Consider the following 24,786-nt stretch of genomic DNA (forward strand, 5'->3'; position numbering starts at 1 on the left):
TTTTTAATGCTTTTGAGATAGTAACCTGCATATCTTTTCAAATTCCTCCGGTGTATCTACGCTGGTCATGCAATTTTCAGATTCAGGCAAATATTTCTGCGCATTTATCTTATTCAAAAAATACTGCAGTGAATGTTCTCCGCTTTGACAGAATGTCTCCAATGCGGGCCGGACATGGCGGGAATACCAGGCGAGGACCGGCTCATATTTTCCATGCTGATTATAAAAGGCGGCGGCAAGTGAATCTTTTTCGATAGCGCTCAAAAAATCTCTTAAATCTTTTGCCGCAAGCAGAGGGTAATCGCAGCCGACCAGCAACAGATCATTCTCAGGGAAATGTTTGAATGCTGTTAAAACTGCCGAAACAGGTCCGTGAGCACTGTATTCTGACAAATCATACAGTTTTTGGTAACCAATATCCTCGCACTGAAACTGGGAAATATTGCAGGAAATCGCCACGCTTTCAGACAAATGTTTCAGCATTTGCGCCACGTACGCGTATTGCGGCATGCCGTGGTAAGTGAGCAAACTTTTATCCTTGCCCATGCGGGTGCTTTCGCCGCCACAAACTACAATGCCGTATGGTTTCATGATGGAATTCCGGGGAAGTTATAGCCAAATATGCGTAACTTCCTTTTATGGAACAGGGTGATGTTACAATTTTAAAGAAGAAACCGATTTATCCGGTCAGTCCCGAGCTCAGAAAATACCTGCGGTTTTACCAGCGCGACGCGCGACTTCCGGTGGGCTACCACGATTTGCTCAATTTTTATGAGTCTTTTCCCGTAAGTGACAAAAATGGGAAGGATACTTTGTGGGAAAGTCCGCTGTATCCGCCGCATGAAATGGAGCGGCTGCATACGGGTCTGAAAAAAGCGTACGCGATGTTAAAAGCGTCGGGTAACCTGCGTATCGTGGAGCATAAGTACATTGACCGTATTGATTATTGCAAATTTGGCAATTCTAATCCGTTCAGGATCAAGATCGTAAACCGCTTGAATGACATTTACGATTATTTCTATGTCAAAAAAGCGGACTCATCAAGGATTTATGGACTGGAACTGGAAGAAATATTTTCACCCAATCAAGTCAATTATCTGGTCGACGGAGATTCATTAATCGAAGAACACATTGCGGGGATACCTGGTGATGTATTTGCCAAAACCCGCCTCCGGGAAACCGATTACAACCCGATCCGCATTGCCAAAGAATTCGTAAAATTCAACGAACGCTGCACGATCACGCTGCTGGGCGATATGCGTTCTTACAATTTCGTGATGCAGATCACCCCGGATTTCGACGATGTTCAATTCCGCCTGCGCGCCATCGACTTCGACCAGCAGTTTTATGAGGGTAATTTAAAAGTATATATGCCCCAATATTTCAAAGAAAACCGTCCGTACGTAGAACTGGCGATGGAGTTCTTAACTGACAAAACAGTCTTGCAATATCAACAGGAAGAACAATCCTCGATCATGTACCAGGCCCGCGCCGAGCGCCACCGCCTCCGCGAGCTCCACGAAGTATGCCTGCAGGACAAAATCTCCACCGTCGAAAACATCCACCAGCTCCGCGAGGGCCTGGCCAAACATTTCCGCGATTCACATTATTATAAGTGTGAATCGATGACGGAGATTATTGAGTTGAATATTAAGAATGTGATCCGGCAGGTGATTGCGTGAGAATCTTTACCTTTGCGGAACGAAACGGCGCTTCGGCACTGTTCCAAAATTTCAACTTCAATCAATCGGAAGGCATTCAACCTTTGTCGGATTACCAAAATGAGCAAACACGGAAGGATTTTGGTCGCCATGAGTGGCGGCATCGATAGCTCTCTCGCAGCTGTCATGTTACATGAACAAGGTTACGAGGTCATCGGAATGACCATGAAAACCTGGGACTACGCCAGCAGCGGTGGCACAAAAAAGGAAACCGGCTGCTGCTCCCTCGACTCCATCAACGACGCACGTAACATTGCCGTCGAACTCGGCTTTCCACATTATATTCTCGACATCCGCGCCGAATTTGGCGATTATGTGATCGATCATTTTACCGGAGAATACCTCGAAGGGCGCACGCCAAATCCGTGCGTTTTGTGCAACACCCACATTAAATGGGACGCACTTCTCCGCCGCGCCGATCGCCTCGATTGTGAGTTTATCGCCACCGGACATTATGCCAATATGCAGTTTAACGACGGTCGGCACTATGTTTCAAAAGGTATTGACGCCTGGAAAGATCAAAGCTACGTTTTATGGGGCGTTTCGCAGGAAAGTCTCTCGCGTACTAAGTTACCTTTGGGTTATTTGCACAAATCAGAAATCCGCGAGATGGCGCGGGAGAGGGGTTTTATAGATCTGGTCAACAAAGCTGAAAGTTATGAAATATGCTTCGTGCCGGATAATGATTACCGTGGCTTTTTGAAAAGACGTATTCCTGGTCTGGAAGCGGAAGTTGCCGGCGGCAATTTTGTTTATGCCGATGGTACTGTGGTCGGAAAACATGAAGGCTATCCTTTCTACACAGTTGGACAACGTAAAGGTCTCGGCATTGCCCTGGGCCGCCCGGTTTTCGTGACTGAAATCAGAAAAGATTCCAATGAAGTAGTTTTGGGAGATATGCCCGATCTTTTCCGCGACGGAATGAATGTTGGAAAACTAAATTTCCAGAAATACGCATCCCTGGAAAAACCACTCGAAACCGTCACCAAAGTTCGCTACAAACACGACGGCACGCCTGCAACCATAGAACAAACCGGCCCTGATCAAATCGTAGCCCGCTTCCACGACGGCGTAAACGGCATCGCGCCAGGCCAGGCTGCTGTCTTTTATGAAGGCGATGATGTGGTTGGGGGAGGCTGGATTTTGAAGAGTTTCCGGCAGGAAGGAGCTTTACAATAATTCCCGCCGATATTTTCTAACTTACCTACTAATACTACTTACTCAATTTCCTCTGTATATGTTCATCAACAAACCAAACATGACAGATGGAGTTAAGTCTCTTACGCCGCTTGGCGAGGGAAAGAGTAAAACAGGATTTGGTGTTGCCTAATGTTGGCATTTATCGGGAAGAGTTAGGCGCTGAAATCAGATTCAATATGGCTGGGGTTAAGGAATGTATTAATCAGCCCTTTGATCCTTATCGTGAAAAAATCTTGCTATTGATAGATGGATTAGAAGAAGCATTGTTAAATGCAACTTATGTCGGCTTCACGTCACAACAAAATCACAATAGACAGCACGTAGTAGGATATCATTTCTTTGAAACAAGAATAGGCGGGAAGACCGCCTATTTTAATGTTCAATTGACAGTCCAGAATCAAAACTATCTCTATTCAATTACCGAGTCGATACGCTGGGAGACCCTGGAACAAAAAAACACCTGACGTGCTTAGAGGAGATGCAATCCAATGCCGGTTCAGGTGTTTATCAAAAATAATAAAACTTTATTAAAATAAAAATTTTTGGCGCAGAGCCTACACCCGCTGCCGTACCGCCTCATACAGCACAATCGAACTCGCCACCGAAACATTCAGCGAATCAACTTGTCCGTTTAGGGGAATACGTGCGCCGCTGTCGGCTAGCTGGATGAATTCTTTGGAAATACCGTCTTCTTCTGATCCCATGATGATGACTGTCGGGATGGTGAAGTCAATGTCGTAGAGGGACTTATCGGTTTTTTCGGTACAGGCTACGATTTGCAGGCCGCTGTTTCGAAGGTATAGTAATGTTTCGTAAAGATTCGGCTCGCGGCAGACTGGCAGGAAGTTGAGCGCGCCTGACGAAGTTTTCATCGCGTCAGCATTGATCTGTGCACCACCTTTTGTTGGCACGATCAGTGCCTGCACACCAGCACATTCTGCCGTCCTCGCGATGGCGCCGAAGTTGCGGACGTCGGTAACTCTGTCCAAAAGCAGCAGTAGGGGCGTTTTGCCTTCTTCAAAAACCTGCGTAAGCACATTGTGCAGCGGCATGTATTGGATGGGCGAGACAAATGCGATTACCCCCTGGTGATTTTTGCGGGTGACGCGGTTCAATTTTTCAATCGGTACCCGCTGATAGGGGATGCCCAATTCTTTGGCGAGCTTTTCTACTTCGGCGAAGCCAAGCTCGCGCTGGATAAATAATCGTTCTATTTCCTTGCCCGAACGAAGGGTTTCCAGTACTGACTGTGTACCAAAAACCATATCGGCCTGGGTCGGCCTCGGGGCCGGTTTTCTTATCGTATACTTCCGTTTCTCCATGCTTCTACTACTGGATACCAGATTGGCTGGTATTCGGCATAGCGAACCAGTTCATAATGATCATCCACAAATTGATTGTTTTTTCTATTGAATGTAAAATTGACATTCTGGGCATTTCCGCGCTGATCGTAAGTCCAGACTTCACGGTCTTTGCTCCGCTGAACTTTATCCGGCGGCCCCAGAACAATGTATATCATGCCTTTATCCGTTTTCCAACCTTCTTTATAGGTAGTAAACAACTGATTGGCTTCTTCCACGCGGCTATAAAATGAGCGGATCGACTGCTGCGCCAGCGGAGCATTTCCATTCATCAATGTCAGCCAGTATTTATCAAGGGCTTTTTTATAATCCTCCGCCTTTTTGATTTCGTTGATCTCGTTATTGGTGCTCATATAAAGCAGCGGGCCAAGCAGCAACTGCGGGCGCGTCACTTTTGGAAAGCGCTCGTTAACAACCAGAATACCAAGACCTTCGGATTGCGTAGTATCTGCAAAAATGTTATATAAACCTTCCTTCGAGAAGTGAAGTGTTTCGGACGTATTGATGGTAAAAGTGCTGTCAGCTTCCAAAGCCCTGCTTCCGGTAGATTTTGGCGCAACATTCATCGGCGAACCGGCCGGCTCAAATTCATGATTGTAGTAAAATACATGCAGCTGATCGCTTCCTTCCGAGGCTTTTTTCAATGTAAACGCCTCATCTGCATTGATATAGTGACGCTGCAGGGGCTGAGGACTTGCAGCTGTATGTACGCCATAAGTCTGGCTCACCGTCATTTTCTTGAAATGGATCGTCAAGTCGTTGAGGACTTTTTTCAATGTCCCTACCTGGCTGATTTCGCTCAGGAGCACACCGTAATCCCGGTTCGGACTTTTAATGTCGTAGGCAACTACAATTTTATCGCCCGCTTTCCCAACATTTGAAGAGTCCAGCTTCACATTACCGTACCCCAGCCGCTCGCGCGTGCCATAGTCGGAGTAGATAACGTAGTTGACATTGTAGGTCTTGATAAAATCCGTGATTGAAATCGGGTTTTTGCCTTTAAACGCATCTACGTAAAGATAAACTTTCGTCTGCGTTGTATCTTTTAAAAGGTATTTGCTTTGAATCGCCACCAGCGAAGGCTCCTCACTAATTGTAGGAGGCGCTTGCTGCAGCGCCGAAGGCCGTACCTGGGCTTCGGGAATCTGCTTCATAGACTGTTTGGAAGACGAGCAGCCTTGGATCAGTAAAACAGCAAGAATATAGAGGTAAAAGCTTGAACCAGATCTCATAAATGTGTTTTCTTCATTTCTCAAGTAACGAAGTAACCTTCAAAATTACCCAATAAAACATTAAGAAATTTTTTATTCTGACTTCTTACTGTCACGGTTCGCATTTTTGATCTGCTCTTCGATCGCATCCCACTGATCGTCAGACACTTCTTTCAAAAAATTGAACTGCCCCGCAGCCAATACCTCTCCGCCGTCCAGGGTAATTACTTCGCCCGTCATGTAGGCCGAAAAGTCCGACATTAAATAAGCGGCCAGGTTAGCCAATTCCTGGTGATTACCTACACGGTGCAGCGGTATACGGTTTTTGAAAGAAAATTTTTCCGCCAATTCTTTCGGAAAAAGCCTATCCCAGGCACCTTTGGTCGGGAAAGGTCCGGGGGCGATTGCGTTGAGGCGGATACCATATTTTGCCCACTCAAATGCCAGCGATTTGGTCATGGCCAGCACACCCGCTTTCGCCATCGCCGAGGGTACCACCCAGCCCGAGCCCGTCCAGGCGTAGGTGGTGGAAATGTTGAGTACGGTACCTTTAATGTTATTTTCGATCCAGTATTTGCCCAAAGCGAGCGTGAAATAGTAGGTGCCGCGAAGGACAATGTCGACGACGACATCCACGGCTTTATAGGACAACTTTTCGGTAGGACTGATAAAATTCCCCGCTGAGTTGTTAACCAAACCATCGACGCGACCAAATTTCTCAATCGCTTTTTGAATGACATTTTCAACCTGATCGGTTTTCCTCACATCACATTGCACCGCCAGCACCGACCCGCCGGTTTCTGCTTCCAGCTCTACCGCGGTTTTTTCCAGTACTTCCAGTCGCCGGCTGCAAATCACCACATTCGCACCGATTTTAAGAAAATAGGTCGCCATGGATTTGCCCAATCCGGTGCCGCCGCCGGTAATAATGATGGTTTTGTCTTTTAATGCATCTTCACGAAGCATACCTTCGGTGTAAGCCATAGTTGAAATGATTTATTAAAAGAAGAGCCGCGGCGAATTCAACTACTGCTGGGCCAGCAGATATAACACGGCCATACGCACGGCAACACCGTTTTCGACCTGGTTCAAAATAATGGAATGATTGGAATCCGCAGCGTCGGAAGATAGCTCGACACCTCTGTTGATCGGGCCGGGGTGCATCAAAACGATTTCTTTACCCAGTTCATCGAGCATGGCCTTGTTGATGCCGTAGTAAAGTGAATATTCGCGGAGGGAGGGGAAATATTTAATCTGCTGTCTTTCAAGCTGAATGCGGAGCACATTGGCCACCTCGCACCACTGTAAAGCTTCTTTAACATTATGACTGATCTTGACTCCAAGGTCACCCAAATGTTTCGGGATCAAGGTTGACGGCCCGCAAACCATTACTTCCGCACCGAGTTTTTGCAAACAAAAAATATTGGACAATGCTACGCGTGAATGCGTGATATCGCCAATGATCGCAATTTTTTTACCAGCCAGATCGCCCAGTTTTTCACGCATGGAAAATGCGTCGAGCAATGCTTGTGTCGGGTGCTCGTGGGTACCGTCGCCGGCATTCACAACATTGGCAGGGATACGTGAGGAAAGATAATGCGGCGCTCCCGGGCTGCTGTGGCGCATGACGATCATGTCGACCTTCATTGCGAGAATGTTATTCACTGTATCGAGCAGCGTCTCACCCTTTTTTACAGAGCTTCCGGATGCGGAAAAGTTGACTACATCAGCAGAAAGCCGTTTTTCGGCAAGTTCAAAAGAAAGTCTTGTACGGGTGGAATTTTCGAAAAAAACGTTGGCAATCGTAATGTCGCGGAGGGAAGGTACTTTTTTGATCGGGCGGTTGATCACCTCCTTGAATTGGGTCGCAGTATCTAATATGGTTTGAATGTCATTCTCGTTCAGGTTTTTAATTCCAAGTAAGTGCCGGACCGAAAGTTTTGTCATTACCGATATGCTGTAAAGTTTGGCAAAGATAACAAGGAGACCCCAAAAGGGAAACCTATGATGGATTTTATCTGACCGGATCAGAGAAATTCCAGTTTTTGCCGCAAAGCCTACCGTTAATTTCCCCCAGACGACCGAAGGATAAATCAACCCCCTTTTTGCGGCCATTATGGGAAAATACTGGAATTGCTAGCAGCGGCAATTGCTATTTTTGCCCAAGTCCTTCCGCCATAGCCACCGGCAATTTATCCAGGACTGCTTTCTACTCAACTCATTTTCAGGATTTTGTCTCATTGATTCATTTAATGTTAAAGGGATTGCTATGCACATCAAGTTTTTTACCTGTATATTTTTAATGCTCATTTCAATATCCCTGTTTGGCCAGATCGAAATAAAATTTCCGCCCACCAGGATGGTTTACCAACGAAACACCTCAGGAAATGCTACGCTTTTCATCACTGGTACTTATTTATCCAACATCGGCAAAATCCAGGCGCGCTTGAAAACCCGGGCGGGTGAGCCGGGCGTAGCAGTCAGCTGGACGGATATTGTCGGGGCAGTGAGCGGCAATGTGTTTTCCGGCTCACTTTCGGCCTCCGGCGGGCGCTACGATCTGGAAGTGAGGGGCTTGAAAAACGGCCAGCAGGTAGGGTCGTCGGTCACGGTTGAAAAAGTGGGCGTCCTTTCGATCACGGATTCATAAATTATAGTATTAGAATGCCTTATGTGAACATTAGAAATACATTATCGAAGTATGTTCCGCAAACCGGTTTAAGATCGATCCTTTCGCTGCACGGCGTAAATGACCAGGATACGGATGGCGACGGTTTTAAATTCCGGAATTTGAAAGTGATTGAGAAAACCAGGCAGGAGTCTAACTATCAGCAGCTCGCCTGGATGATTGCACTTGATTGCTATAATAATGGTATCAACCAGTCGATTACAAGCGGTCAGGAGTCGCTGATTGCTACGGTCCCGGATGTTTTTCGCGGAGGAAATCTTAACCTGATCGATAATTCGGGAAGGTATGACGGATTGCATTTCAATGAGCAGGGCCAGCAGAAAGCCGCTGAATTGTGGCGCGATGCCATTCTGGATCCGGCAACAAACTTTACGCAAAATGCGAAATCACTGATGGCCACACCGCCCCCTCTGCCCAGCCCGCCTTTGCCGGTTACGCTGGTGAGCTTTTATGGGAAAAGTATAGAGAATAAAAAGACGGAGTTGCGATGGGTAACTTCCGTGGAAGAAAATAATGACTATTTTGAAATTGAAAAAAGCACAGACGCCATTCATTTTGATGCAATTGGGACTTCGAAAGGTAGGGGCGATAGTAATGAAAACGTCGACTATATCTACATGGATGAAGCTCCAAACCTAGGGATTACCTATTACAGGCTCAAACAAGTCGATTATGACGGGAAAACCACCACGTCGCGGATCATTGCCTTGCGAAGTGATACCAATTCAAATGATTTCGTTTACCCTAACCCGGCTGAGCACCATTTGGAAATAACAACAGATGACGGCTCGACTGTCGAAGAAATTACATTGCTTGACCTCAGCGGCCAGCAAGTTCTGCAGAAATCAAAAGCCAGTCAGATTGAGATTTCTTCTCTGAAAGAAGGCGAATATCTGATTCGGGTCCGGCTGAGTAATGGTCAGTTGATCAGAAAGAAAATCACGAAGATTTAGTTTAATGCCAATCTGCGCGTAATTTTACCGCTACACTTTGTTAGTAGGGTTGCTTTCGGTAACCCTTTTTTTATGGATAAGAACATTGTTATCGGTCAGCTTAAAGCCATTTTGGACGAACGTATGCGCAATTCCTGGGACGCGATGGAAGCTGCGCAGGAATCGGCCAATGAACAGGGGAAAAGCTCGATGGGCGATAAGTATGAAACTTCGCGGTCGATGGGCCAGCTGGATAGAAATATGCATGCGCGGCAGTTTGAGCAAACCCGGCAGGAGCGGCTAGTGCTGGAAAGGATCAATGTCAATGAAACATTGTCGCGGGTGGCGGTGGGTTCTTTGTTGTATACCACAGCCGGCTGGTTTTTCATCGCAGTCAGTCTGGGGACACTTAAAATAGAAAATGAGACCCTTTTGGCGGTCTCATCTTCATCTCCGGTGGGAGCATCTTTGTTAGGAAAAGAAGCAGGAAGTAAATTCGATTTCATGAAAAAACAGCACGAGATCGTCTTTATCTTCTAGCCCATATTATGGAACACACGCTGTACATCGTCGTCGTCCTCAATTTTCTCGATCAGCTTTTCAACTTCCGCGGCTTCCTCTTCACTTAATGTCTTGGTATCATTCGGGATGCGCTCAAAATCAGCTTCCACGATTTCAAATCCGTTTTCCTCAAAGTAATGTTGCAGGTTTCCAAAAGCTGCAAAGTCGCCGTAAATGTTGATCAGGTTGGCTTCTTCGTCGAGAAAAACTTCTTCGCCGCCTACGTCGATCAGTTCAAATTCCAGCTCTTCCAGGTCTTTGCCGTTATTTTTTACTTTGAAAATACATTTCCTTTCAAAAATGAAATCCAGCATACCCATCGTGCCCAGACTTCCGCCCAGCTTGTTGAAATAACTTCTGACATTGGCCACCGTGCGGGTCGGGTTATCGGTGGTACTTTCAACCAAAATAGCCACGCCGTGTGGGCCGTAGCCTTCGTACACCATTTCCTTATAATCTTCCTGATCTTTTGAAGTAGCCCTTTTGATCGCCCTTTCGATGGTATCCTTGGGCATGTTCGCAGCCCTGGCTGTCTGAAGAAGTACCCGGAGCCGGGAGTTGGTGTTCGGATCAGCCGTTCCGCTTTTTACAGCCAGTACAATGTCCTTTCCGATCCTGGTAAATGTCTTGGCCATTTTATCCCAGCGCTTAAACATCCTGGCCTTCCTATATTCATAAGCCCTGCCCATACTTATATGTTAGTTGTTAAGATTTTTGTTTTAATGCTTTGCGGTTTCCAAACCGTGCCGCAAATTTATAAAAGACGATCAAAATCAGGCAAAAATTAATTTTCCAGTAACATCTATAAAATGGCACAGCTACTAGAATGGCGTTTCCAGACGTTTGAAGAACTTTCTACCAAAGAATTATATCAGCAGCTGCGCCTGCGCTCGGAGGTTTTTGTGCTGGAACAAAGGTGCTGTTTTCTGGATGCGGATAATAAAGACCAGAAATGCCACCATTTGTCGGGGTACAAAAACGGCGAGCTGCTGGCTTACGCGCGCATTGTCCCGCCAGGTATTTCCTATGAATTTCCGTCTATCGGCAGGATTGTCGTTTCTACAAAAGGAAGAGGACAGGGGCTAGGCATTGAGCTTCTGCATGTATCTATTGAAAAACTGGAAGTGCTGTACGGAAAAAGCACTATCCGGATCGGGGCGCAGCTTTATCTGAAAAGATTTTATGAGTCCTTTGGTTTTCTTCAATCCAGTGAAGTGTATCCGGAAGACGACATAGCACACATTGAAATGACGCGGGAGGCTGTTTAAAGCCGTATGTGTGGGGGTAATTGGGGAACGAATTCCCGGATTTGCTGACTTTCGTAACACCAAATCGATAAGAATTGATGATTCATGTAGTTAGGCTCCGCTTCTTTCTCATCGAAATACGCCGAAACGTAGTAATTTTGCTACAAAAATGTGAAAAAACTTTGATATAAATTGTTGTCTTGAACATTCTTTGATAATTTGGCACAGAATTTTAGTTATTAGTATTCAGTCAAGCAAATTGTTGCTTTGGGACTGACGCCCTGTCAGAAACCCAATAACATTTTTGACGAACACTGATAGAGGAGGGTTTACGTGGAATGGCCTACTGTAATGCGGTAGGCCATTTTTTTGTGCCTTTTGGTAAGTGTTATTCGTAGCAGACGGCGGTACCGTTTGCACTGACCATCAGCATGGAGCTGCTGCTGCCGATGGTTTCCAGGTCAATATCAACACCAATTACGGCATTGGCGCCCAGCCGCTGGGCCTGATCCATCATTTCGCGGATCGCAATTGCCTTTGCTTCCCGAAGCGCCTGCTCGTAAGCGCCCGAGCGGCCTCCTACCACATCCCGGACAGTTGAAAGGAAATCTTTGATAATGTTTGCGCCGATGATCGCCTCGCCGTTGACCAATCCAATGTACTTGATGATCTTTTTACCTTCAATGTTGGGTGTTGTAGTAACAAGCATAGATGTCAGGTTGGGATGGTAGAATTTCGGCTGAATTTAGTTGATTTTGAAAACGCCGGGCTTAAAATAATGGTTTAGCGGCAAACCCGTGCAGGAAGCCGGTAATTTTCGGTTATGATTGCTAGCTTTGCCTTTTTACAAATTCACAGATCAATAATGGAACAATCGATTGAAGCAATAAACAGTATTATCCGCGACAGACGCAGCATTTTCCCGCAGAACTACATTCAAAAAGATATCCCGGACGAGGTGATCCGCCAGATCCTGGAAAACGCCAATTACGCACCCACACACAAAATGACCGAACCCTGGCGGTTCATGGTTTTCAAAGGTGAAAGCCTGAAAAGACTGGCCAGTTTCTTCTCTGAAAGATACCGCTCGCAAACCGCGCCCGAAGCATTTTCCCAGGCCCGTTACGACGCCGCTGGGGAAAAAGTGATGAAATCAAACTGCGTTATCATTATCAATGTTGAGCTGCATCCTGAAAAACTGCCTGAGTGGGAGGAAGTCGCGGCGACAGCTTGCGCAGTGCAAAATATATGGCTTACAGCTTCTGCCTACGGCATCGGCTCGTATTGGAGCAGCCCGGGCGTATTGAAAGAATTGGGCGCATTTCTGGATTTGCCAGAAGCGCAAAAATGTCTTGGGCTCTTTTTCATGGGTTACCACGATGGCGCAGAGCTGCCTGCCAGCAAACGTACGCCAATCGAAAACAAGGTTACCTGGGCATCCTGATGGCATCTCCCAAAACGACACTGCGCGTCAGTACCTTATCCAAATCTTTTGGAGCCAATACCGTTCTTCACGACGTTGATTTACAGCTTCGTGAGGGGGAGTGGCTGGGTATTCTGGGCGAGAGCGGGTCGGGGAAAAGCACCCTGCTTCGCATTCTGGGACGTTTCCTGGATGCGGATCAAGGTGATGTTTTTTTTAAAGAGCAAAAATTGAAACCTGTCAGCGGCGAGCTGATGCCGGGCCACGATGCGATCAGGCTGATACATCAGGAGTATGAGCTTTTTCCAAATCAGACGGTGGAGGAGAACATTGCCTACTCGCTGCGGTTTTACGACGCGGATTACCGCCTTGAAAAAGTAGCTGAACTGCTGGAAACGGCCGGTCTGCATTATGTTAAAAAACAAAAAGCTAAACTGCTCTCGGGCGGTGAGAAACAGCGCACCGCCATCGCAAAAGCATTGGCTGAGCAGCCGGACGTGTTACTACTCGACGAACCTTTCGCCCACCTCGACAACCACAACCGCCGCGTACTAGGCGATGCGATAGAAGCACTTCGCAAGCAGCAAAAAATGAGCTGCATCTTTGTCACCCACGAATCGGCCGATGCACTGGCTTGGTCCGACCGGATAGCGGTTTTAAGAAATGGAAAAATTATTCAGGTGGGTACGCCGCAGGAAATTTACAATCAGCCAGTTGATAGTTATGTGGCAGAACTGACGGGCGATATTAACTGGATCGAAGTAGGGCAGGAGAAGAAAAGCTGTTTTATCAGGCCAGAAAAAATAAAACCTACCCGGCACCCAGAAAAAAGTAAGTGGCAAGGAAAAGTCGAGGCGATCCGTTTTCATGGAAATCACTGGGAAATCCGCTGCGTGAATGCCAGCGGCCGGATTTCTTTTTACCGTAGCCGCCACGATCTGGAAATTGGTCAGCAAGTGCACCTTACCTACGCTGCAAAAGATCTTCGGGTGATCTGACGGATTTTACAAATTAAACCAGAAGGAAATCTTCACCGCAAATGGCGTAACATTCGGGTTTTTGAGATAGGTAAGCCGGTGAATAAAGTCAATGCGGCCCGACTTGAAAATGTTGTCGATCCCATAACCCAGCTCCACGTACGGCCGGTCTTTCAGTTTGCTGAATGTCTGGATTTCATTTCCCGATTCGTCCGTTGTGGTCGTCAGCGAAACATTGGCGTCGCTGGTACTTCCGTAAAAAACACGCCCAGTAGCCAGCATTCTCAATTTTAATTTCTTAATCGCCGGAATCCGGTTGAGCAGTAAACCCTCAAAATTGTGCTCCATCCGCAGCGCAATGTACCTATCGCTGATGAATTCGAAGTACCGCATCAAGTTATAAGCATTGTCCACATAAAACAGCGACTCGTTGCCCAGCGGCGTGTAAAGCAGCGGATAAGGTAATGTGGACGGAATGTAACCCAGCGTCAGATTGTAGTAAGTGCGGCCGATCACCCCGGCCCGGAAGCTGTGCCGGATGTTGAAGGAAAATTTGTTATAATTAAAATCCCCGCCGAATAGATTCCTGATACCCAATGTATAACGCAGTGTGAAAATAGGCGAATTGCCATTTCCCATACTGATCCGCTCATTGTCATTTTGTAAAAATGTTTCCTTATTCGCGAGCCGCGTTTCCAGGTTGATCTCTGTAATGTCAAAGGCACTTTTCGTCGGCGACTCGTTGCCAGCTTCGGGAATGGTGCGGTAAGAAAAAGGAAAAAGCGGCCGGAACGTGCGGTGACGGATCTGGACGCTGCCGGTAAAACCTTTTACCACTTCGCGCTTGATATAGGCCGAAATGTCTTCCTGCCAATATGGCCTGCGGAATGCGCCAAACCGGGAAAATGCGCCGAAAATTGTGCTCGGTCCGATGGTCTCCGCCGTGACGCCCAACCTTTCCAGGTCTTTGGAATACGAAACGCCCGCAATCGTCCAGGGTTTCCGGTCGATAATGTAGTCCATGCCGGCGCCGTATTTAAAAGCACGGTCGCGGGTACCGTAGGCGCCGTATCCGCTGAAAATCCATTTCCGGCTAAAACCCGGATCGGTTCTGAAGCCCAGCCGGAAACGGTTTCCCTCGACCTTATTATTGGCATACAAATACAAATAGGGCCCGATGTCAATGTTCCACTTATCGATCTTTTTATAACCGTTCACAAACACATTCAGGATTTCCGTATAAGTCTTCACCACGGGCAGGACTTTCAGAGAATCGATTAGTTCAAATGTCAGTTTCTCGGTCGGGCTCAGAGATTCGGGCCGGCTTTTAATCCAGAATGTGGAGTCGGAATCTTTATAATCCTCTTTAAGCTCGATGGCCGCATCGTAAAACTTGTTGTCGTAAGGTGCGTTGAGCTTGAATTTCGAGTTGGACGAGTAAAATTTGAGCAACATCCCGGCCGTCTGTGGCGTAGGCTCATCCACGTCGATCAACACCCTGGTTTTCAGCGGTACCCAGGTTTTATCATCTTCAAATAACTCGTAAGACTGCTGGATTTTTAGTTTTTCTATAAAATTCAGGTTTGCTTTCCGGTCCACGCTCACATCGATTTGTGTCAGCGCAAAAGTTGTCCCGTCCACCCAGAATGATCCGGTGAAGGCCAGATCCTGTTTTTGTCTTGGCTCAAAATCAATGTGATAGTCGTAATTGACACCATTAAAAGCACTGTCGGCCAGGAAGAAATCGTAGTAAAGCTTCCAGCTCGCAGAGATAGGGGAGGCGAAATCTTTGGAAAGAATGTTCAGCCAGTTGTTATAAAAATTGTATTGCTGAAAAGAAGAACCGATCACCTGCGAAACCAAACTGCCATCGGTCAGCCCCACGCCTGAGATTTTTGTTTTGTTGATTACCTCCTTTTTCTTCTTCGGATCCTGCCTGAAATACACATTTGAGACAGATTCAGAAATAAAAATCGGGATGATCGTCTCGCCGTCCTCACCTTTCACCGCATCGTATTTATCGACCACGTGCGTCATTTTTTTGATCGCTTTCCGGTTTCTGACCTTCTCCGAAAGGTTGTCAATGTCGATCTGGATCTTGTTATAACTTTCGTATTCGTAGGCATTCAGGTTTTCCGGATTGTTCAAATCCTTCCGCGCGACGATTTTCCGGAGAATAGCCCAGGCTGGATTTTCCCCGGCAAATATTTTCACTTCCCGGAGCTGAGTGGTACCCGGAGTAAGCTGAATGTCAATGTTTTGCTCAGCCTGGTCGGGTGCAATTTTCTTGCTTCGGCCGTCATAACCGACGTAAGTAACCTGGATAGAATCGGCGGGCGGGGAAAAACTGAGCTGATAAAAACCGTCGAAGTTGGTGGTGGTACCGAATGTGGTGGCCGGGATACCTATGTTGGCGAAGGGGATCGGGTCGCCGGTGCTGGCGTCGGTAACGCGCCCTTTAATGATGTAAGTGGTTTGTGCAGAGGCCGTAACAGACCAAATGAATGCAAATAATAATATGTAAAGTCTTATCAGGGATTCCCCGGATTTTTTGAGCGGCAATTTCCAGATAAATTTTTCCTCATTTCTTTTTCTCATTTTTTCTGATCTCCCTATTGGAAGTAACATCCGCCGCCGGCCGCAGGATATGCACGTCGAGGACCGCCTTGGGGCGGGCCAGGTATTCCCGGATCAAAGTCCGGATAGAATAGCCATCGGGAACATCCTGCGCGGCAAACGAAATCGCCTCTATTCCCTCATTATGAGCAATATATAATGCTCTTGCGTTATGAAAATTCTGTGAAATAATCGTAAAATTATCCTGGTTGAATACCTCCTTACACCGGATAATCGAATCAAAAGTCCTGAAACCCGCGTAATCGAGCGTCATCACATTCTCGGGAATCCCCAGGTTCAGCAATGCGCGCTGCATGTCCAGCGGCTCATTGTAATACTGCGAATCATTGTTCCCACTCAATATAATGTATTTGATCTTACCTTCCTTGAAAAGTCGGGCCGTAGCTTCCATCCGATACTTAAAAAAAAGGTTTTCCTTACCTTTTTCTGAATTTCTGCTGGTTCCGAGCACCAGCGCGACATCATTGGAAGGGAGGCTTCCGATGGAAAAATAGTTGTATTGGCGCGTACAGTAAACCACCCAGAGGTTGCAAAGCAGGATAAAAACCATGCAGACAAAGAGTAAGGCCAATATGATTTTGATCAATTTTTTCACCACTGTACCGGTTCTTGCCTTCTAATTGACAATCCATCATTCAAAAAGACCGAGCTGACTTTTCGAATCAGGTCCTTTTTTGCCGTCTTTTTTCGATTTTGAAACATTTTTCTGTTCCTCGTCTTCTCCGTCGGTTTGCGCAGGTTCATCGGTTTCAGTAGCCTCTTCTGTTTCAGGAACTTCCGTTTCCGGCGTCGGCTCTGCCGAGTTTTCTATGTCAGCCTCGTCCGTATCTGCCTCGTCCACAACTGATTCAGTCTGAACTTCTGCGCCGGCAACTTCCACGTTATCAGGCAGTGGCGGCAGCCAGTGCATATCTTTGAATTTATCGTTCGGTAACTTGCTGCCCATCGCCCGCCAGCCGCGGATTTCGATCATTTCATCGATAATATACTCTACTGTGGTTTGCTCTTTTTGGGCTGTTTTCGGGAAAATAATTTCCAGTCTGGGGCGCTTGTCAGTGCTGGCCAACACCAGCTTACTATTTTTAGCGTCGCTGATAAATACGAATTTCTTATCCAGCGAAGAAGTCTCAATGTTGAAACGCTTGATAAAATGCTGTTTCTGCGCGCCGTCGAAATATACCGCCGTGATCGGTAAGGTAGGCTCGAATTTCTTGACCAGCAGCACCTCATTCGGCACATAATGGTTGGTTAAATCGAAATTCGTCAGCTCATAGCTGCCGTCTTTGTAAATCACCAGAATGCTGTCGCTCGGGCCAAAATTGCCGAGGTATTCGCCCCGCTCGTCCCGGTTTAGCCGCCCGATCGTCGGGTCGAACCACATATCCACGCCACCCAATGTTGAGCGTCCCGCCTGTTTTAGTGTAATTTTTCTGACAGGATATTTCGTCAGAATGTTGCCCATCGCGCTGCGGTTTTTTATTAATAGCTCCGCAAAATTGAAATCAAATTGTTTGACTTTTGCTTTGCTTTGAGCCGTCAGGTTTACCGTAATGATCTCAGCCTCACCATTATCATTTGCCGTAAAATATGTTATTTTAGACTTTGGCGTGCCCTGGGTGAGGTCATATTCCCTGTCCCGCGTCACCGCCGTGATCTGGCACCTTTTGATGTAGGATACCCCCGTTTTTCCATCCAAGTAAACCAGGTTGTACACCTTACGCTCATCATTTTTTAGAAAAACAGAAACGTGAATAATATCCTTTCCAACAAAAACCTTTTCCTGAACCTTGGTAACCAGACATTTACCATCACTTTTAAAAACAATCACATCATCAATGTCCGAGCAGTCCATCACATACTCGTCTTTTTTCAAACCATAACCCACAAATCCTTCGGCGCGGTTAACGTACAGTTTCTGATTGTTCGCCGCCACCACGTTCGCTGCAATCTGGTTAAATGCACGGATTTCAGTCCTTCTCTCTCTTCCTTTGCCGTATTTTTTTAAAAGATCTTTGTAATAATCAATCGCGAATCGGGTAATGTTGGCCAGATTGTCATCGGTTTCGGCCAGATCTTCCTGCCACTTCCGCATCAACTCGTCGGCCTTGAAACCATCATATTTGGAGATACGCTTGATCCGGATCTCGGTCAGCGCAACAATGTCATCATCATTTATTTCCCTGTAAAACTGCGCCTTATACGGTTCAAGTCCTTTATCAATAGTCCTGATCACCGCCTCGAAAGTTTCACATTCCTCAATGTCACGGTAAATGCGGTTTTCAATGAATATTTTTTCAAGAGAACCGTAAAGAATCTTTTCAAGTAGCGCAAGCCTCTTGATTTCCAGTTCGCGGTTCAGTAAATGCACCGTCTGCTGGGTATTGTATTTCAAAATCTCCGTAACCCCCACAAAGTGAGGCTTATCGGCGATAATGATGCAGGCGTTTGGAGAAATGGAAACCTCACATTCGGTAAATGCATAGAGGGCGTCCATCGTAATGTCGGGAGAAACCCCCGGCGCCAGATGAACCTGGATTTCCACCTCGGCAGCCGTATTATCTACCACTTTTTTCACCTTAATCTTGCCCACATCATTGGCCTTCACGATGGATTCCATCAAAGATGTGGTGGTAGTTCCAAAAGGAATATCCCTGATAACCAGCATCTTTTTGTCTTCTTCCTCGATCTTGGCCCGCACCCGCACCTTGCCTCCGCGCTGTCCATCGCTATAATTGGAAACATCGACATGTCCGCCAGTGAGAAAATCGGGATATAACGTGACGGGTTTCCCTTGAAGAATGTTGATGGAGCTTTCGATCAGCTCGCAAAAGTTGTGCGGTAAAATCTTGGTAGACAAGCCCACCGCAATACCTTCTACGCCCAATGACAGCAGCAGCGGGAACTTCACCGGCAATGTTACCGGCTCACGCTTGCGGCCATCGTACGAAAGCTGCCACTCGGTGGTATCATCATTAAAAGCAATTTCCCTGGAAAACCGGGATAATCTTACCTCGATATAACGCGCAGCCGCCGCACTGTCGCCGGTACGGATATCCCCCCAGTTGCCCTGGGTATCAAAAAGCAATTCTTTCTGTCCAATGTTGACGATCGCGTCGTAAATCGAAGCATCCCCGTGCGGGTGATATTGCATGGACGACCCCACGACATTAGCTACTTTGTTGAAGCGCCCGTCGTCCATCTCGTTGAGCGCGTGCATGATACGCCGCTGCACCGGCTTGAAACCGTCTTCAATAGCGGGAACAGCACGTTCCAGAATTACATAAGAAGCATAATCAAGAAACCAGTTTTCGTATAAGCCCGAAATGGGCAATTTTTCATGCAATCCGCTATCTTCTGCTTCAGGCGCAGCTCCGTTTTCGTCCATAAATGCAGGAGGAACCAGGGTTTAAGTATTCAGTAAAAATAAGGCGTCTGTCTCACGGGCTTTCGCGGAAGAACTGGTCCGTCGTAAGCAACGGAGCAGGGCGAAAATGATCGAAAGATGCGTTTGAATTAACTGCTAATATAGCAATTAAAGCGATAAAATTCAGTTTTCCGAATCGGCTACCGGCGCGTTCAGAACGGTCAGGAGTTCGCTGATCATCATGGCCGTCGCGCCCCAGATTTTGTACCCCTGTACCATATAGTGCGGCGCATGTACCTGTTCGCCACGCACTTGAATGTCACTGGAACCGATAATGTTTACATCTGAAATTTCTTCGAGTTTGATCTCGAAAATGTCCTCCACTTCTCGCGGGTCGGGATAATAATCAGGCCGGTAAGGCATGGCTGCGATCACGGGCAAAACATGAAAGTTGCTGGCAGGTATATACAGCTCGGTGAGGATACCGAGGATTTTAACATCATTCAGGCGGAGACCAATTTCCTCCTGCGCCTCACGGAGTGCGGTGCGTACCAGATTTTCATCCGTCAGCTCATACCGGCCACCCGGAAACGCCACCTGCCCGGAATGTACGCCATCATAGGCCGGCCGCAAAATCAGCGGAAAATAGATTTCGTTTTTATGGGGATAAAATAAAACCAGCACGGCACTTTTTCGGGTACGCGCATTGGGTTTAAACGTCAGGCGAAGCTTGGAAGAAGCCTGCATAATCCGGTGTGCCGTCTCACCGGGAAGCGGATATTTGAGTTTTTTAGTAAGTTGTTCAGTAAAAGAGGAGAAAGATTCTAGTGTGGCCATTGAGTAATTTGAAGATCAAACTGGGTCTTTTGAGTTGCACATTTATTAAATCTTCGCGTAATGTAATTCTCTTTTAAAGTCAAAGAAGCTTTCAAGGCTAAGGTCTTCGTCGATTGCTTCCCAATGCACACTTTCGCCATTGGGCCCGATTTCATACTCTTTCCGCTGATCCGGTGTAGCTGTTTGCAACCGCTTAAACCATTCCAGAGGGTTTCCTATTGTATGGCCTGTATCGGTCACAATGTAAATATTGGCCTCATCGAACCAAACATCTCTGATTTTCATAATAACATTTGAAAAAATCGCCCATCATTTTCCATGGAACTCAATCCACTTCGTACTGATCAATTCTTTATTCTCTTCAACAAGCGCCTCAGCCAGAACCAGATCTTTTGTTTTCATGCCATGACTTTCAATTAAACGAACCGGATTTATTTCAAATTTCGCGGTACCATCCGCATTTCGTACATGAATGTGAACAGGCGGGTGTTCAAGGCTGTAAAAGAAAAACTTCATTCCAAACATTCGGAATATTTCAGGCATAGTGTGTGAATTTATGGTGCAAATCCCAAAGGGAATTTTACAAATATAACAATTGCCCGATTTTAATAGAACTTATTGTTTCAAAGCAAATGCATGTAGCCTAACCAACTGCTCCGCGCACCTTTCGCCATCCATGGCCGCTGACATGATGCCTCCTGCGTACCCGGCGCCTTCGCCGCAGGGGAAAAGGCCTTTGATTTTGGGATGTTCGCAAGTTTCGCGTTCGCGGGGGATGCGGATCGGGGAGGAGGTGCGGCTTTCGACGCCGATCAGCTGGGCGTCGGGGGAGAGGTAGCCGCGCATTTTTTTGCCAAAATCGAGTAATGCTTCTTTTAAGGGAAATGCAATGTTGGGAGGCAGCACCTCGTACAAGTCTACCGATTGCAGGCCGGGCTGGTAGGATGTATCGCGCAGTTCACGCGACATTTTGTTTTTTACAAAATCGGTTGCAAGCTGCGCGGGTGCAGTTTGGGTCGATCCGGCGAGGCGGCAGGCGGCTTGCTCCATTTCTTTCTGGAACTGCAAACCTGCCATCGGACCAAAATCTTTGTAAGGCTCTAAATCCTCATTTTCAATGGAAACAACCATCCCAGAATTAGCATAAGCCGAATCCCGCCGCGATGGCGACATCCCATTTACGACCACCTCTCCCGAAGCCGTAGCAGCCGGAACAATAAACCCGCCGGGACACATACAAAATGAAAAAACGCCCCGCTGGACACCCTCGTAACGGGTTTGGGTCACCAAAGAATACGAAGCCGCCGGTAAGTAGGCGCCGCGATCGGTTTCACAGTGATACTGAATTTTATCAATCGTATTTTGCGGATGCTCAATCCGGACGCCCATCGCAAAGGATTTGCTTTCAATCAGAATGTTTTTGGCGTGTAGCAATTCATAAATATCTCGCGCCGAATGTCCGGTTGCGAGTATGACGCCGATGCCCAAATGTTCCTGCGCATTGTTTGTAACTACGCCTTTTATCTGTCCGTCGGCAATGATGAGGTCGGTTACTTTGCTATCGAAATGAATTTCTCCGCCAGCTTTGAGAATGCTTTCCCGCATTTCAGAAACCACTACCGGCAATTTGTTGGTACCAATGTGCGGGTGCGTGTCGATGAGTATTTGCTCGCTTGCGCCGTGGCTCACGAAAATTTCCAGTACACGGCGAATGTCACCGCGCTTGTTGGAGCGCGTATATAATTTTCCATCCGAGTAAGTACCCGCGCCGCCTTCGCCAAAGCAATAATTTGACTCAGGATTCACTAAATGCTCTTTATTGATCGCAGCCAGGTCGCGGCGGCGGGCGCGGACGTCTTTTCCTCGCTCAAAAATCACGGGCTTTATACCTAACTCAATCAGCCTCAGTGCCGCGAACATTCCTGCCGGGCCGCAGCCGATAATGATCGCACCAGGTTTTTTGCTTACATCCGGGTAGGTAATTTTGGATCCGATCAGTGAAGGCGGCAGTTCGTTGACATAAACTTCTGCCTGAACATTGACTTTCACCTGCCTGCTCCGTGCGTCGATGGATTGGCGGGTTTTACGAATTACAGGAATATCTCCGTCACGGAGACGTAATTTTTTGATGATATGCTGACGAAAATTGTCGTCATCGAGCGCGATCTCGGGCGCTAATGTGAGCTGGACTGTCTGGTGCATGGAGAAAGGGATTTATCCTTTAATGTCACAAAGGTAACCACGCATCGCGATTGAAGCCGGGTAATATTCCGGTATTTTGATCTTTAATCCGATGAACATTCACCTAAATCTGACCCCGTCATGTCCACAAACCGCCGCCAGTTTCTCAACACCATCGCCGTTTCGGCCGGGGCCGCACTACTGGCCGAGCCGGCGTGGACGCAGAGTAAGGCCGCCGCGATGCCGGTTTCCTGCAACCAATATTCCTGGATTACGTTTTTTGCGCGGGAGGGTCGGGACTGGGGTGCTAACCCGGATGTATCGCTTTCGGAGTATGCTTCGACGGGCTTAAAGGCTTATGAACCAGCATTCAACAATGCCGGAGAAGTAACGAAGCTGCTGCCTTATCTTAAAAAATATAATTTATTAATGCCTTCGGTGTATGTGAATACTTCGCTGCATAAATCTGACGAGGCTGATAAATCCATCGAATCTGTGCTGGCGATTGCGGATGCATTGAAACCAGCCGCTACGAAAATCATCGTTACCAATCCCAACCCGATCAAATGGGGCAGCGACCTGAATAAATCCGACGCCGAGCTTTCGGAGCAGGCCCAAAATATGGATAAGCTGGGCAGTGCATTAAAGTCAAAAGGCATGACGCTGGCTTACCACACCCACGATGTAGAACTCCGCGCCGCCGCCCGCGAATTTCACCACATGCTCCTCGCCACCGATCCCAAAAATGTCTCGCTTTGCCTGGACGTACATTGGGTATACCGCGGTTCCGGAAATTCCCAAATCGCCCTTTTCGACATTATAAAACTTTACGGCAAAAGAATCGTCGAGCTGCATATCCGTCAGTCAAAAGGCGGAATCTGGCAGGAAACATTCAGCGAAGGCGACATTGATTACGTTAGGCTAGCCAAAAACCTTAAGGATATCAGCGTGAAGCCACATCTGGTTTTGGAACAATGTCTCGAAAAAGCTTCGCCCAATACCATGAATGCGGTGGCAGCGCATAAAATTGATTTGGTTTATTTGCAGAAGGTCTTTGGGGTCTGATTTGATAAAGAAAAAATGGGGAAGTTTGATAAATTAATTTTAAAACTACTGTCGGGATCGGCTGATAACAATTTTAGCTTTGAGGACCTTCGTTTAATCTTACTGAAACTGGGCTTTACGGAAAAGACGACAGGCGGCAGTCATCGAATTTTTTATATGGAAAATGTTTTGGAAATTGTAAATATTCAGCCGGATGGCAACAAAGCAAAGCCCTATCAGGTTAAACAGGTACGCTCAATTGTTCTGAAATACAAGCTTGTGAATTATGAATAGCAAATACGAACTAATCATTTATTGGAGTGAGGAAGACGCCAGATTTGTAGTCGAAGTACCGGAGCTTTCCGGGTGTATGGCTGACGGTCTGACACAAAGCGAAGCCCTAGCCAATGCGCAAATTGTCATTGATCAATGGATTGAAACTGCAAAGGAATTAGGAAGGGATATCCCGCGGGCGAAGGGGAAGCTGATGTATGCTTAACCCTCTACCTCCCTTTGCAAATCCTTACTCGTCTTCCTTGATCCGTCCGGCGACCAGCCCGGTGCCTTTAACAAATACTTCACTTTCGTTTCTAGATCAACCGGCTGCCGAAAATCCTTGCCGATTTCCTGCCATTCGTGGAAGACGGTGTGGACAATGTTACTATTGTCAATCGGTTTTGTGAGGCCGTAAACCGGGGGTACCGAGGGAAGTTCTTCCTGGAAAGTGCCGAAAATACGGTCCCAGATAATCAGGCACATACCCATGTTTTTATCGAGATACTGCACGTTGCTGGCGTGGTGTACGCGGTGGTGCGATGGTGTCACAAAAATGTATTCGAGCCAGCCCAGCTTGTTGATATGTTCGGTGTGGACAATGATGCCGTAAATCTGTGTGATAGAATACATTACAATGATATCCGCAGGGTCGAAGCCGGCGAGGGCCAGAGGGATGAAGTAAACAAACCGGTAAAGCGGCTGAAAAACGGAGGACCGGAAACCGGTAGTCAAATTGAAATGCTCAGAAGAATGATGCGTCACGTGCACTGCCCAGAAAAGCCGGCAATGATGGTCCACATAATGCAGCGTGTAAAATGCCAGGTCTTCCAGCAAAAAAAGCACGAACCAGTAAATATACGGATTGGCGATCGGCGCAACCGGGGCCTGGTTGTAAAACCAGATCAGCGCAGCGACGTACACAGCGCGGAAAAGCAGATCGATACCACCGTTGAGCAGCATCAGCATGGCATTATTCAGACTGTCGCGGAAAGAATAGGTGCGGCGCGTCGAAGATTCGGAATGGTGGTGCGTGTAGGTAAGAAATATTTCAAGACCAATGAGAATGACGTAAAACGGTGTCGACAGTTTTAAAACGAGATCCTCGAAATCATAGGTGCCTGGCAT

At 47.0% G+C, this 24,786-nt stretch carries 26 protein-coding genes and 1 pseudogene; 12 read left to right on the forward strand and 15 right to left on the reverse strand.

Annotation, left to right across the window (positions count from 1 at the left end):
* Positions 1 to 3: 3 nt before the first annotated feature.
* Complete coding sequence (gene mobA / locus FEN17_RS22140; RefSeq protein ID WP_138367563.1) at positions 4 to 591, reverse strand: molybdenum cofactor guanylyltransferase; 588 nt, start codon at positions 589 to 591, stop codon at positions 4 to 6.
* A 47-nt stretch (positions 592 to 638) separates the two neighbouring features.
* Between mobA and FEN17_RS22145 the strand changes: the two genes are divergently transcribed.
* The 3 genes from FEN17_RS22145 to FEN17_RS22155 all read left to right on the forward strand — a co-directional run bounded on the left by FEN17_RS22145 (position 639) and on the right by FEN17_RS22155 (position 3,385).
* Entirely contained in the window at positions 639 to 1,682 is a 1,044-nt protein-coding gene (locus FEN17_RS22145; RefSeq protein ID WP_138367564.1) for a hypothetical protein, read from the forward strand.
* A 99-nt stretch (positions 1,683 to 1,781) separates the two neighbouring features.
* On the forward strand, positions 1,782 to 2,900 hold the full coding sequence (gene mnmA, locus FEN17_RS22150) for a tRNA 2-thiouridine(34) synthase MnmA (RefSeq protein WP_138367565.1): 1,119 nt from the start codon (positions 1,782 to 1,784) through the stop codon (positions 2,898 to 2,900).
* An 86-nt stretch (positions 2,901 to 2,986) separates the two neighbouring features.
* Entirely contained in the window at positions 2,987 to 3,385 is a 399-nt protein-coding gene (locus FEN17_RS22155; RefSeq protein ID WP_138367566.1) for an LPD3 domain-containing protein, read from the forward strand.
* Positions 3,386 to 3,475: 90 nt separating this feature from the next.
* On the opposite strand, the gene rlmB is transcribed toward FEN17_RS22155, so the two are convergent.
* From rlmB to FEN17_RS22175, 4 genes are all read right to left on the reverse strand, one after another.
* Entirely contained in the window at positions 3,476 to 4,243 is a 768-nt protein-coding gene (gene rlmB, locus FEN17_RS22160; RefSeq protein ID WP_138367567.1) for a 23S rRNA (guanosine(2251)-2'-O)-methyltransferase RlmB, read from the reverse strand.
* Positions 4,219 to 5,436 carry a GWxTD domain-containing protein gene (locus FEN17_RS22165; protein WP_138367908.1) on the reverse strand — a complete coding sequence of 406 codons (1,218 nt, stop codon included), beginning with the start codon at positions 5,434 to 5,436 and terminating at the stop codon, positions 4,219 to 4,221. Before FEN17_RS22165 ends, rlmB begins: the two co-directional genes overlap by 25 nt.
* Before the next feature lie 150 nt (positions 5,437 to 5,586).
* Positions 5,587 to 6,477 (reverse strand): SDR family oxidoreductase, encoded by an 891-nt coding sequence (locus FEN17_RS22170; RefSeq protein WP_138367568.1) that lies wholly within the window; start codon positions 6,475 to 6,477, stop codon positions 5,587 to 5,589.
* A 42-nt stretch (positions 6,478 to 6,519) separates the two neighbouring features.
* Positions 6,520 to 7,440 (reverse strand): aspartate carbamoyltransferase catalytic subunit, encoded by a 921-nt coding sequence (locus FEN17_RS22175; RefSeq protein ID WP_138367569.1) that lies wholly within the window; start codon positions 7,438 to 7,440, stop codon positions 6,520 to 6,522.
* A gap of 355 nt (positions 7,441 to 7,795) precedes the next feature.
* Between FEN17_RS22175 and FEN17_RS27725 the strand changes: the two genes are divergently transcribed.
* The 3 genes from FEN17_RS27725 (at position 7,796) to FEN17_RS27335 (ending at position 9,654) form a co-directional block, all read left to right on the forward strand.
* The gene (locus FEN17_RS27725; RefSeq protein WP_229208947.1) at positions 7,796 to 8,143 is read left to right on the forward strand and encodes a hypothetical protein; all 348 of its coding nucleotides are present in this window, start codon (positions 7,796 to 7,798) and stop codon (positions 8,141 to 8,143) included.
* Positions 8,144 to 8,166: 23 nt separating this feature from the next.
* The gene (locus tag FEN17_RS22180; protein WP_229208948.1) at positions 8,167 to 9,135 is read left to right on the forward strand and encodes a T9SS type A sorting domain-containing protein; all 969 of its coding nucleotides are present in this window, start codon (positions 8,167 to 8,169) and stop codon (positions 9,133 to 9,135) included.
* 72 nt (positions 9,136 to 9,207) lie between these two features.
* On the forward strand, positions 9,208 to 9,654 hold the full coding sequence (locus tag FEN17_RS27335) for a transcription elongation factor (protein WP_171037977.1): 447 nt from the start codon (positions 9,208 to 9,210) through the stop codon (positions 9,652 to 9,654).
* Here the strand turns inward: FEN17_RS27335 and FEN17_RS22190 are convergent.
* On the reverse strand, positions 9,651 to 10,364 hold the full coding sequence (locus tag FEN17_RS22190) for a YebC/PmpR family DNA-binding transcriptional regulator (RefSeq protein WP_138367570.1): 714 nt from the start codon (positions 10,362 to 10,364) through the stop codon (positions 9,651 to 9,653). The genes FEN17_RS27335 and FEN17_RS22190 overlap by 4 nt on opposite strands.
* A gap of 120 nt (positions 10,365 to 10,484) precedes the next feature.
* Between FEN17_RS22190 and FEN17_RS22195 the strand changes: the two genes are divergently transcribed.
* Positions 10,485 to 10,943 (forward strand): GNAT family N-acetyltransferase, encoded by a 459-nt coding sequence (locus FEN17_RS22195; RefSeq protein ID WP_138367571.1) that lies wholly within the window; start codon positions 10,485 to 10,487, stop codon positions 10,941 to 10,943.
* A gap of 370 nt (positions 10,944 to 11,313) precedes the next feature.
* Here the strand turns inward: FEN17_RS22195 and FEN17_RS22200 are convergent.
* Positions 11,314 to 11,631, reverse strand: a pseudogene (locus tag FEN17_RS22200) (heavy metal-binding domain-containing protein); the annotation flags it as partial.
* Between the two features lie 156 nt (positions 11,632 to 11,787).
* Here FEN17_RS22200 and FEN17_RS22205 point away from each other — a divergent pair.
* Together FEN17_RS22205 and FEN17_RS22210 are read left to right on the forward strand one after the other, a co-directional pair.
* Positions 11,788 to 12,366 carry a nitroreductase family protein gene (locus tag FEN17_RS22205; RefSeq protein ID WP_138367573.1) on the forward strand — a complete coding sequence of 193 codons (579 nt, stop codon included), beginning with the start codon at positions 11,788 to 11,790 and terminating at the stop codon, positions 12,364 to 12,366.
* Positions 12,270 to 13,343 carry an ABC transporter ATP-binding protein gene (locus FEN17_RS22210; RefSeq protein WP_229208949.1) on the forward strand — a complete coding sequence of 358 codons (1,074 nt, stop codon included), beginning with the start codon at positions 12,270 to 12,272 and terminating at the stop codon, positions 13,341 to 13,343. The genes FEN17_RS22205 and FEN17_RS22210 overlap by 97 nt, the downstream gene beginning before the upstream one ends.
* A 6-nt stretch (positions 13,344 to 13,349) precedes the next feature.
* On the opposite strand, the gene FEN17_RS22215 is transcribed toward FEN17_RS22210, so the two are convergent.
* The 7 genes from FEN17_RS22215 to FEN17_RS22245 all read right to left on the reverse strand — a co-directional run bounded on the left by FEN17_RS22215 (position 13,350) and on the right by FEN17_RS22245 (position 22,362).
* Positions 13,350 to 15,920, reverse strand: coding sequence for a DUF5686 and carboxypeptidase-like regulatory domain-containing protein (locus FEN17_RS22215; protein ID WP_138367574.1), 2,571 nt, complete (start codon positions 15,918 to 15,920; stop codon positions 13,350 to 13,352).
* Positions 15,904 to 16,554 (reverse strand): SanA/YdcF family protein, encoded by a 651-nt coding sequence (locus FEN17_RS22220; RefSeq protein WP_310589779.1) that lies wholly within the window; start codon positions 16,552 to 16,554, stop codon positions 15,904 to 15,906. Before FEN17_RS22220 ends, FEN17_RS22215 begins: the two co-directional genes overlap by 17 nt.
* Before the next feature lie 36 nt (positions 16,555 to 16,590).
* The gene (locus FEN17_RS22225) at positions 16,591 to 19,344 is read right to left on the reverse strand and encodes a DNA gyrase/topoisomerase IV subunit A (protein ID WP_138367575.1); all 2,754 of its coding nucleotides are present in this window, start codon (positions 19,342 to 19,344) and stop codon (positions 16,591 to 16,593) included.
* Between the two features lie 162 nt (positions 19,345 to 19,506).
* A complete protein-coding gene (locus tag FEN17_RS22230; RefSeq protein ID WP_138367576.1) occupies positions 19,507 to 20,160 on the reverse strand; it encodes an NUDIX hydrolase in 654 nt (217 codons plus the stop codon).
* A 45-nt stretch (positions 20,161 to 20,205) separates the two neighbouring features.
* Positions 20,206 to 20,445 carry a DUF2442 domain-containing protein gene (locus FEN17_RS22235; RefSeq protein WP_138367577.1) on the reverse strand — a complete coding sequence of 80 codons (240 nt, stop codon included), beginning with the start codon at positions 20,443 to 20,445 and terminating at the stop codon, positions 20,206 to 20,208.
* A gap of 24 nt (positions 20,446 to 20,469) precedes the next feature.
* Positions 20,470 to 20,703, reverse strand: a complete 234-nt coding sequence (locus FEN17_RS22240) for a DUF4160 domain-containing protein (protein ID WP_171037978.1) — start codon at positions 20,701 to 20,703, stop codon at positions 20,470 to 20,472.
* A gap of 72 nt (positions 20,704 to 20,775) precedes the next feature.
* Positions 20,776 to 22,362, reverse strand: coding sequence for an NAD(P)/FAD-dependent oxidoreductase (locus FEN17_RS22245; RefSeq protein WP_138367578.1), 1,587 nt, complete (start codon positions 22,360 to 22,362; stop codon positions 20,776 to 20,778).
* 120 nt (positions 22,363 to 22,482) lie between these two features.
* Between FEN17_RS22245 and FEN17_RS22250 the strand changes: the two genes are divergently transcribed.
* Genes FEN17_RS22250 through FEN17_RS22260 form a run of 3 tightly spaced genes read left to right on the forward strand, consistent with a single transcriptional unit; the run spans position 22,483 to position 23,884 of the window.
* The gene (locus FEN17_RS22250) at positions 22,483 to 23,406 is read left to right on the forward strand and encodes a sugar phosphate isomerase/epimerase family protein (protein ID WP_138367579.1); all 924 of its coding nucleotides are present in this window, start codon (positions 22,483 to 22,485) and stop codon (positions 23,404 to 23,406) included.
* A gap of 15 nt (positions 23,407 to 23,421) precedes the next feature.
* On the forward strand, positions 23,422 to 23,679 hold the full coding sequence (locus tag FEN17_RS22255) for a type II toxin-antitoxin system HicA family toxin (RefSeq protein WP_138367580.1): 258 nt from the start codon (positions 23,422 to 23,424) through the stop codon (positions 23,677 to 23,679).
* The gene (locus tag FEN17_RS22260; protein WP_138367581.1) at positions 23,672 to 23,884 is read left to right on the forward strand and encodes a type II toxin-antitoxin system HicB family antitoxin; all 213 of its coding nucleotides are present in this window, start codon (positions 23,672 to 23,674) and stop codon (positions 23,882 to 23,884) included. Before FEN17_RS22255 ends, FEN17_RS22260 begins: the two co-directional genes overlap by 8 nt.
* On the opposite strand, the gene FEN17_RS22265 is transcribed toward FEN17_RS22260, so the two are convergent.
* The gene (locus FEN17_RS22265; RefSeq protein ID WP_138367582.1) at positions 23,881 to 24,786 is read right to left on the reverse strand and encodes a sterol desaturase family protein; all 906 of its coding nucleotides are present in this window, start codon (positions 24,784 to 24,786) and stop codon (positions 23,881 to 23,883) included. The two genes, FEN17_RS22260 and FEN17_RS22265, sit on opposite strands and share 4 nt — an antisense overlap.

Origin of the sequence: Dyadobacter luticola (assembly GCF_005860805.1) — a bacterium.
In the GTDB taxonomy this organism is placed as follows: Bacteria; Bacteroidota; Bacteroidia; order Cytophagales; family Spirosomataceae; genus Dyadobacter; species Dyadobacter luticola.

What these genes read in the sequence shown, in the direction of transcription:
- FEN17_RS22175 (WP_138367569.1), bottom strand. Translation starts at nt 7,440, where the DNA reads ATGACAAAACTTTCGGTCCGGCACTTACTTGGAATTAAAAACCTGAAC.
- FEN17_RS22215 (WP_138367574.1), bottom strand. Translation starts at nt 15,920, where the DNA reads ATGAGAAAAAGAAATGAGGAAAAATTTATCTGGAAATTGCCGCTCAAA.
- FEN17_RS22195 (WP_138367571.1), top strand. Translation starts at nt 10,485, where the DNA reads ATGGCACAGCTACTAGAATGGCGTTTCCAGACGTTTGAAGAACTTTCT.
- FEN17_RS22205 (WP_138367573.1), top strand. Translation starts at nt 11,788, where the DNA reads ATGGAACAATCGATTGAAGCAATAAACAGTATTATCCGCGACAGACGC.
- FEN17_RS22260 (WP_138367581.1), top strand. Translation starts at nt 23,672, where the DNA reads ATGAATAGCAAATACGAACTAATCATTTATTGGAGTGAGGAAGACGCC.
- FEN17_RS22190 (WP_138367570.1), bottom strand. Translation starts at nt 10,364, where the DNA reads ATGGGCAGGGCTTATGAATATAGGAAGGCCAGGATGTTTAAGCGCTGG.
- FEN17_RS22250 (WP_138367579.1), top strand. Translation starts at nt 22,483, where the DNA reads ATGTCCACAAACCGCCGCCAGTTTCTCAACACCATCGCCGTTTCGGCC.
- FEN17_RS22240 (WP_171037978.1), bottom strand. Translation starts at nt 20,703, where the DNA reads ATGCCTGAAATATTCCGAATGTTTGGAATGAAGTTTTTCTTTTACAGC.
- FEN17_RS22210 (WP_229208949.1), top strand. Translation starts at nt 12,270, where the DNA reads ATGTCTTGGGCTCTTTTTCATGGGTTACCACGATGGCGCAGAGCTGCC.
- FEN17_RS27335 (WP_171037977.1), top strand. Translation starts at nt 9,208, where the DNA reads ATGGATAAGAACATTGTTATCGGTCAGCTTAAAGCCATTTTGGACGAA.
- FEN17_RS22235 (WP_138367577.1), bottom strand. Translation starts at nt 20,445, where the DNA reads ATGAAAATCAGAGATGTTTGGTTCGATGAGGCCAATATTTACATTGTG.
- FEN17_RS22255 (WP_138367580.1), top strand. Translation starts at nt 23,422, where the DNA reads ATGGGGAAGTTTGATAAATTAATTTTAAAACTACTGTCGGGATCGGCT.
- FEN17_RS22145 (WP_138367564.1), top strand. Translation starts at nt 639, where the DNA reads ATGGAACAGGGTGATGTTACAATTTTAAAGAAGAAACCGATTTATCCG.
- mobA (WP_138367563.1), bottom strand. Translation starts at nt 591, where the DNA reads ATGAAACCATACGGCATTGTAGTTTGTGGCGGCGAAAGCACCCGCATG.
- FEN17_RS22245 (WP_138367578.1), bottom strand. Translation starts at nt 22,362, where the DNA reads ATGCACCAGACAGTCCAGCTCACATTAGCGCCCGAGATCGCGCTCGAT.
- rlmB (WP_138367567.1), bottom strand. Translation starts at nt 4,243, where the DNA reads ATGGAGAAACGGAAGTATACGATAAGAAAACCGGCCCCGAGGCCGACC.
- FEN17_RS22225 (WP_138367575.1), bottom strand. Translation starts at nt 19,344, where the DNA reads ATGGACGAAAACGGAGCTGCGCCTGAAGCAGAAGATAGCGGATTGCAT.
- FEN17_RS27725 (WP_229208947.1), top strand. Translation starts at nt 7,796, where the DNA reads ATGCTCATTTCAATATCCCTGTTTGGCCAGATCGAAATAAAATTTCCG.
- mnmA (WP_138367565.1), top strand. Translation starts at nt 1,782, where the DNA reads ATGAGCAAACACGGAAGGATTTTGGTCGCCATGAGTGGCGGCATCGAT.
- FEN17_RS22165 (WP_138367908.1), bottom strand. Translation starts at nt 5,436, where the DNA reads ATGAAGCAGATTCCCGAAGCCCAGGTACGGCCTTCGGCGCTGCAGCAA.
- FEN17_RS22265 (WP_138367582.1), bottom strand. Translation starts at nt 24,786, where the DNA reads ATGCCAGGCACCTATGATTTCGAGGATCTCGTTTTAAAACTGTCGACA.
- FEN17_RS22155 (WP_138367566.1), top strand. Translation starts at nt 2,987, where the DNA reads ATGGAGTTAAGTCTCTTACGCCGCTTGGCGAGGGAAAGAGTAAAACAG.
- FEN17_RS22230 (WP_138367576.1), bottom strand. Translation starts at nt 20,160, where the DNA reads ATGGCCACACTAGAATCTTTCTCCTCTTTTACTGAACAACTTACTAAA.
- FEN17_RS22170 (WP_138367568.1), bottom strand. Translation starts at nt 6,477, where the DNA reads ATGGCTTACACCGAAGGTATGCTTCGTGAAGATGCATTAAAAGACAAA.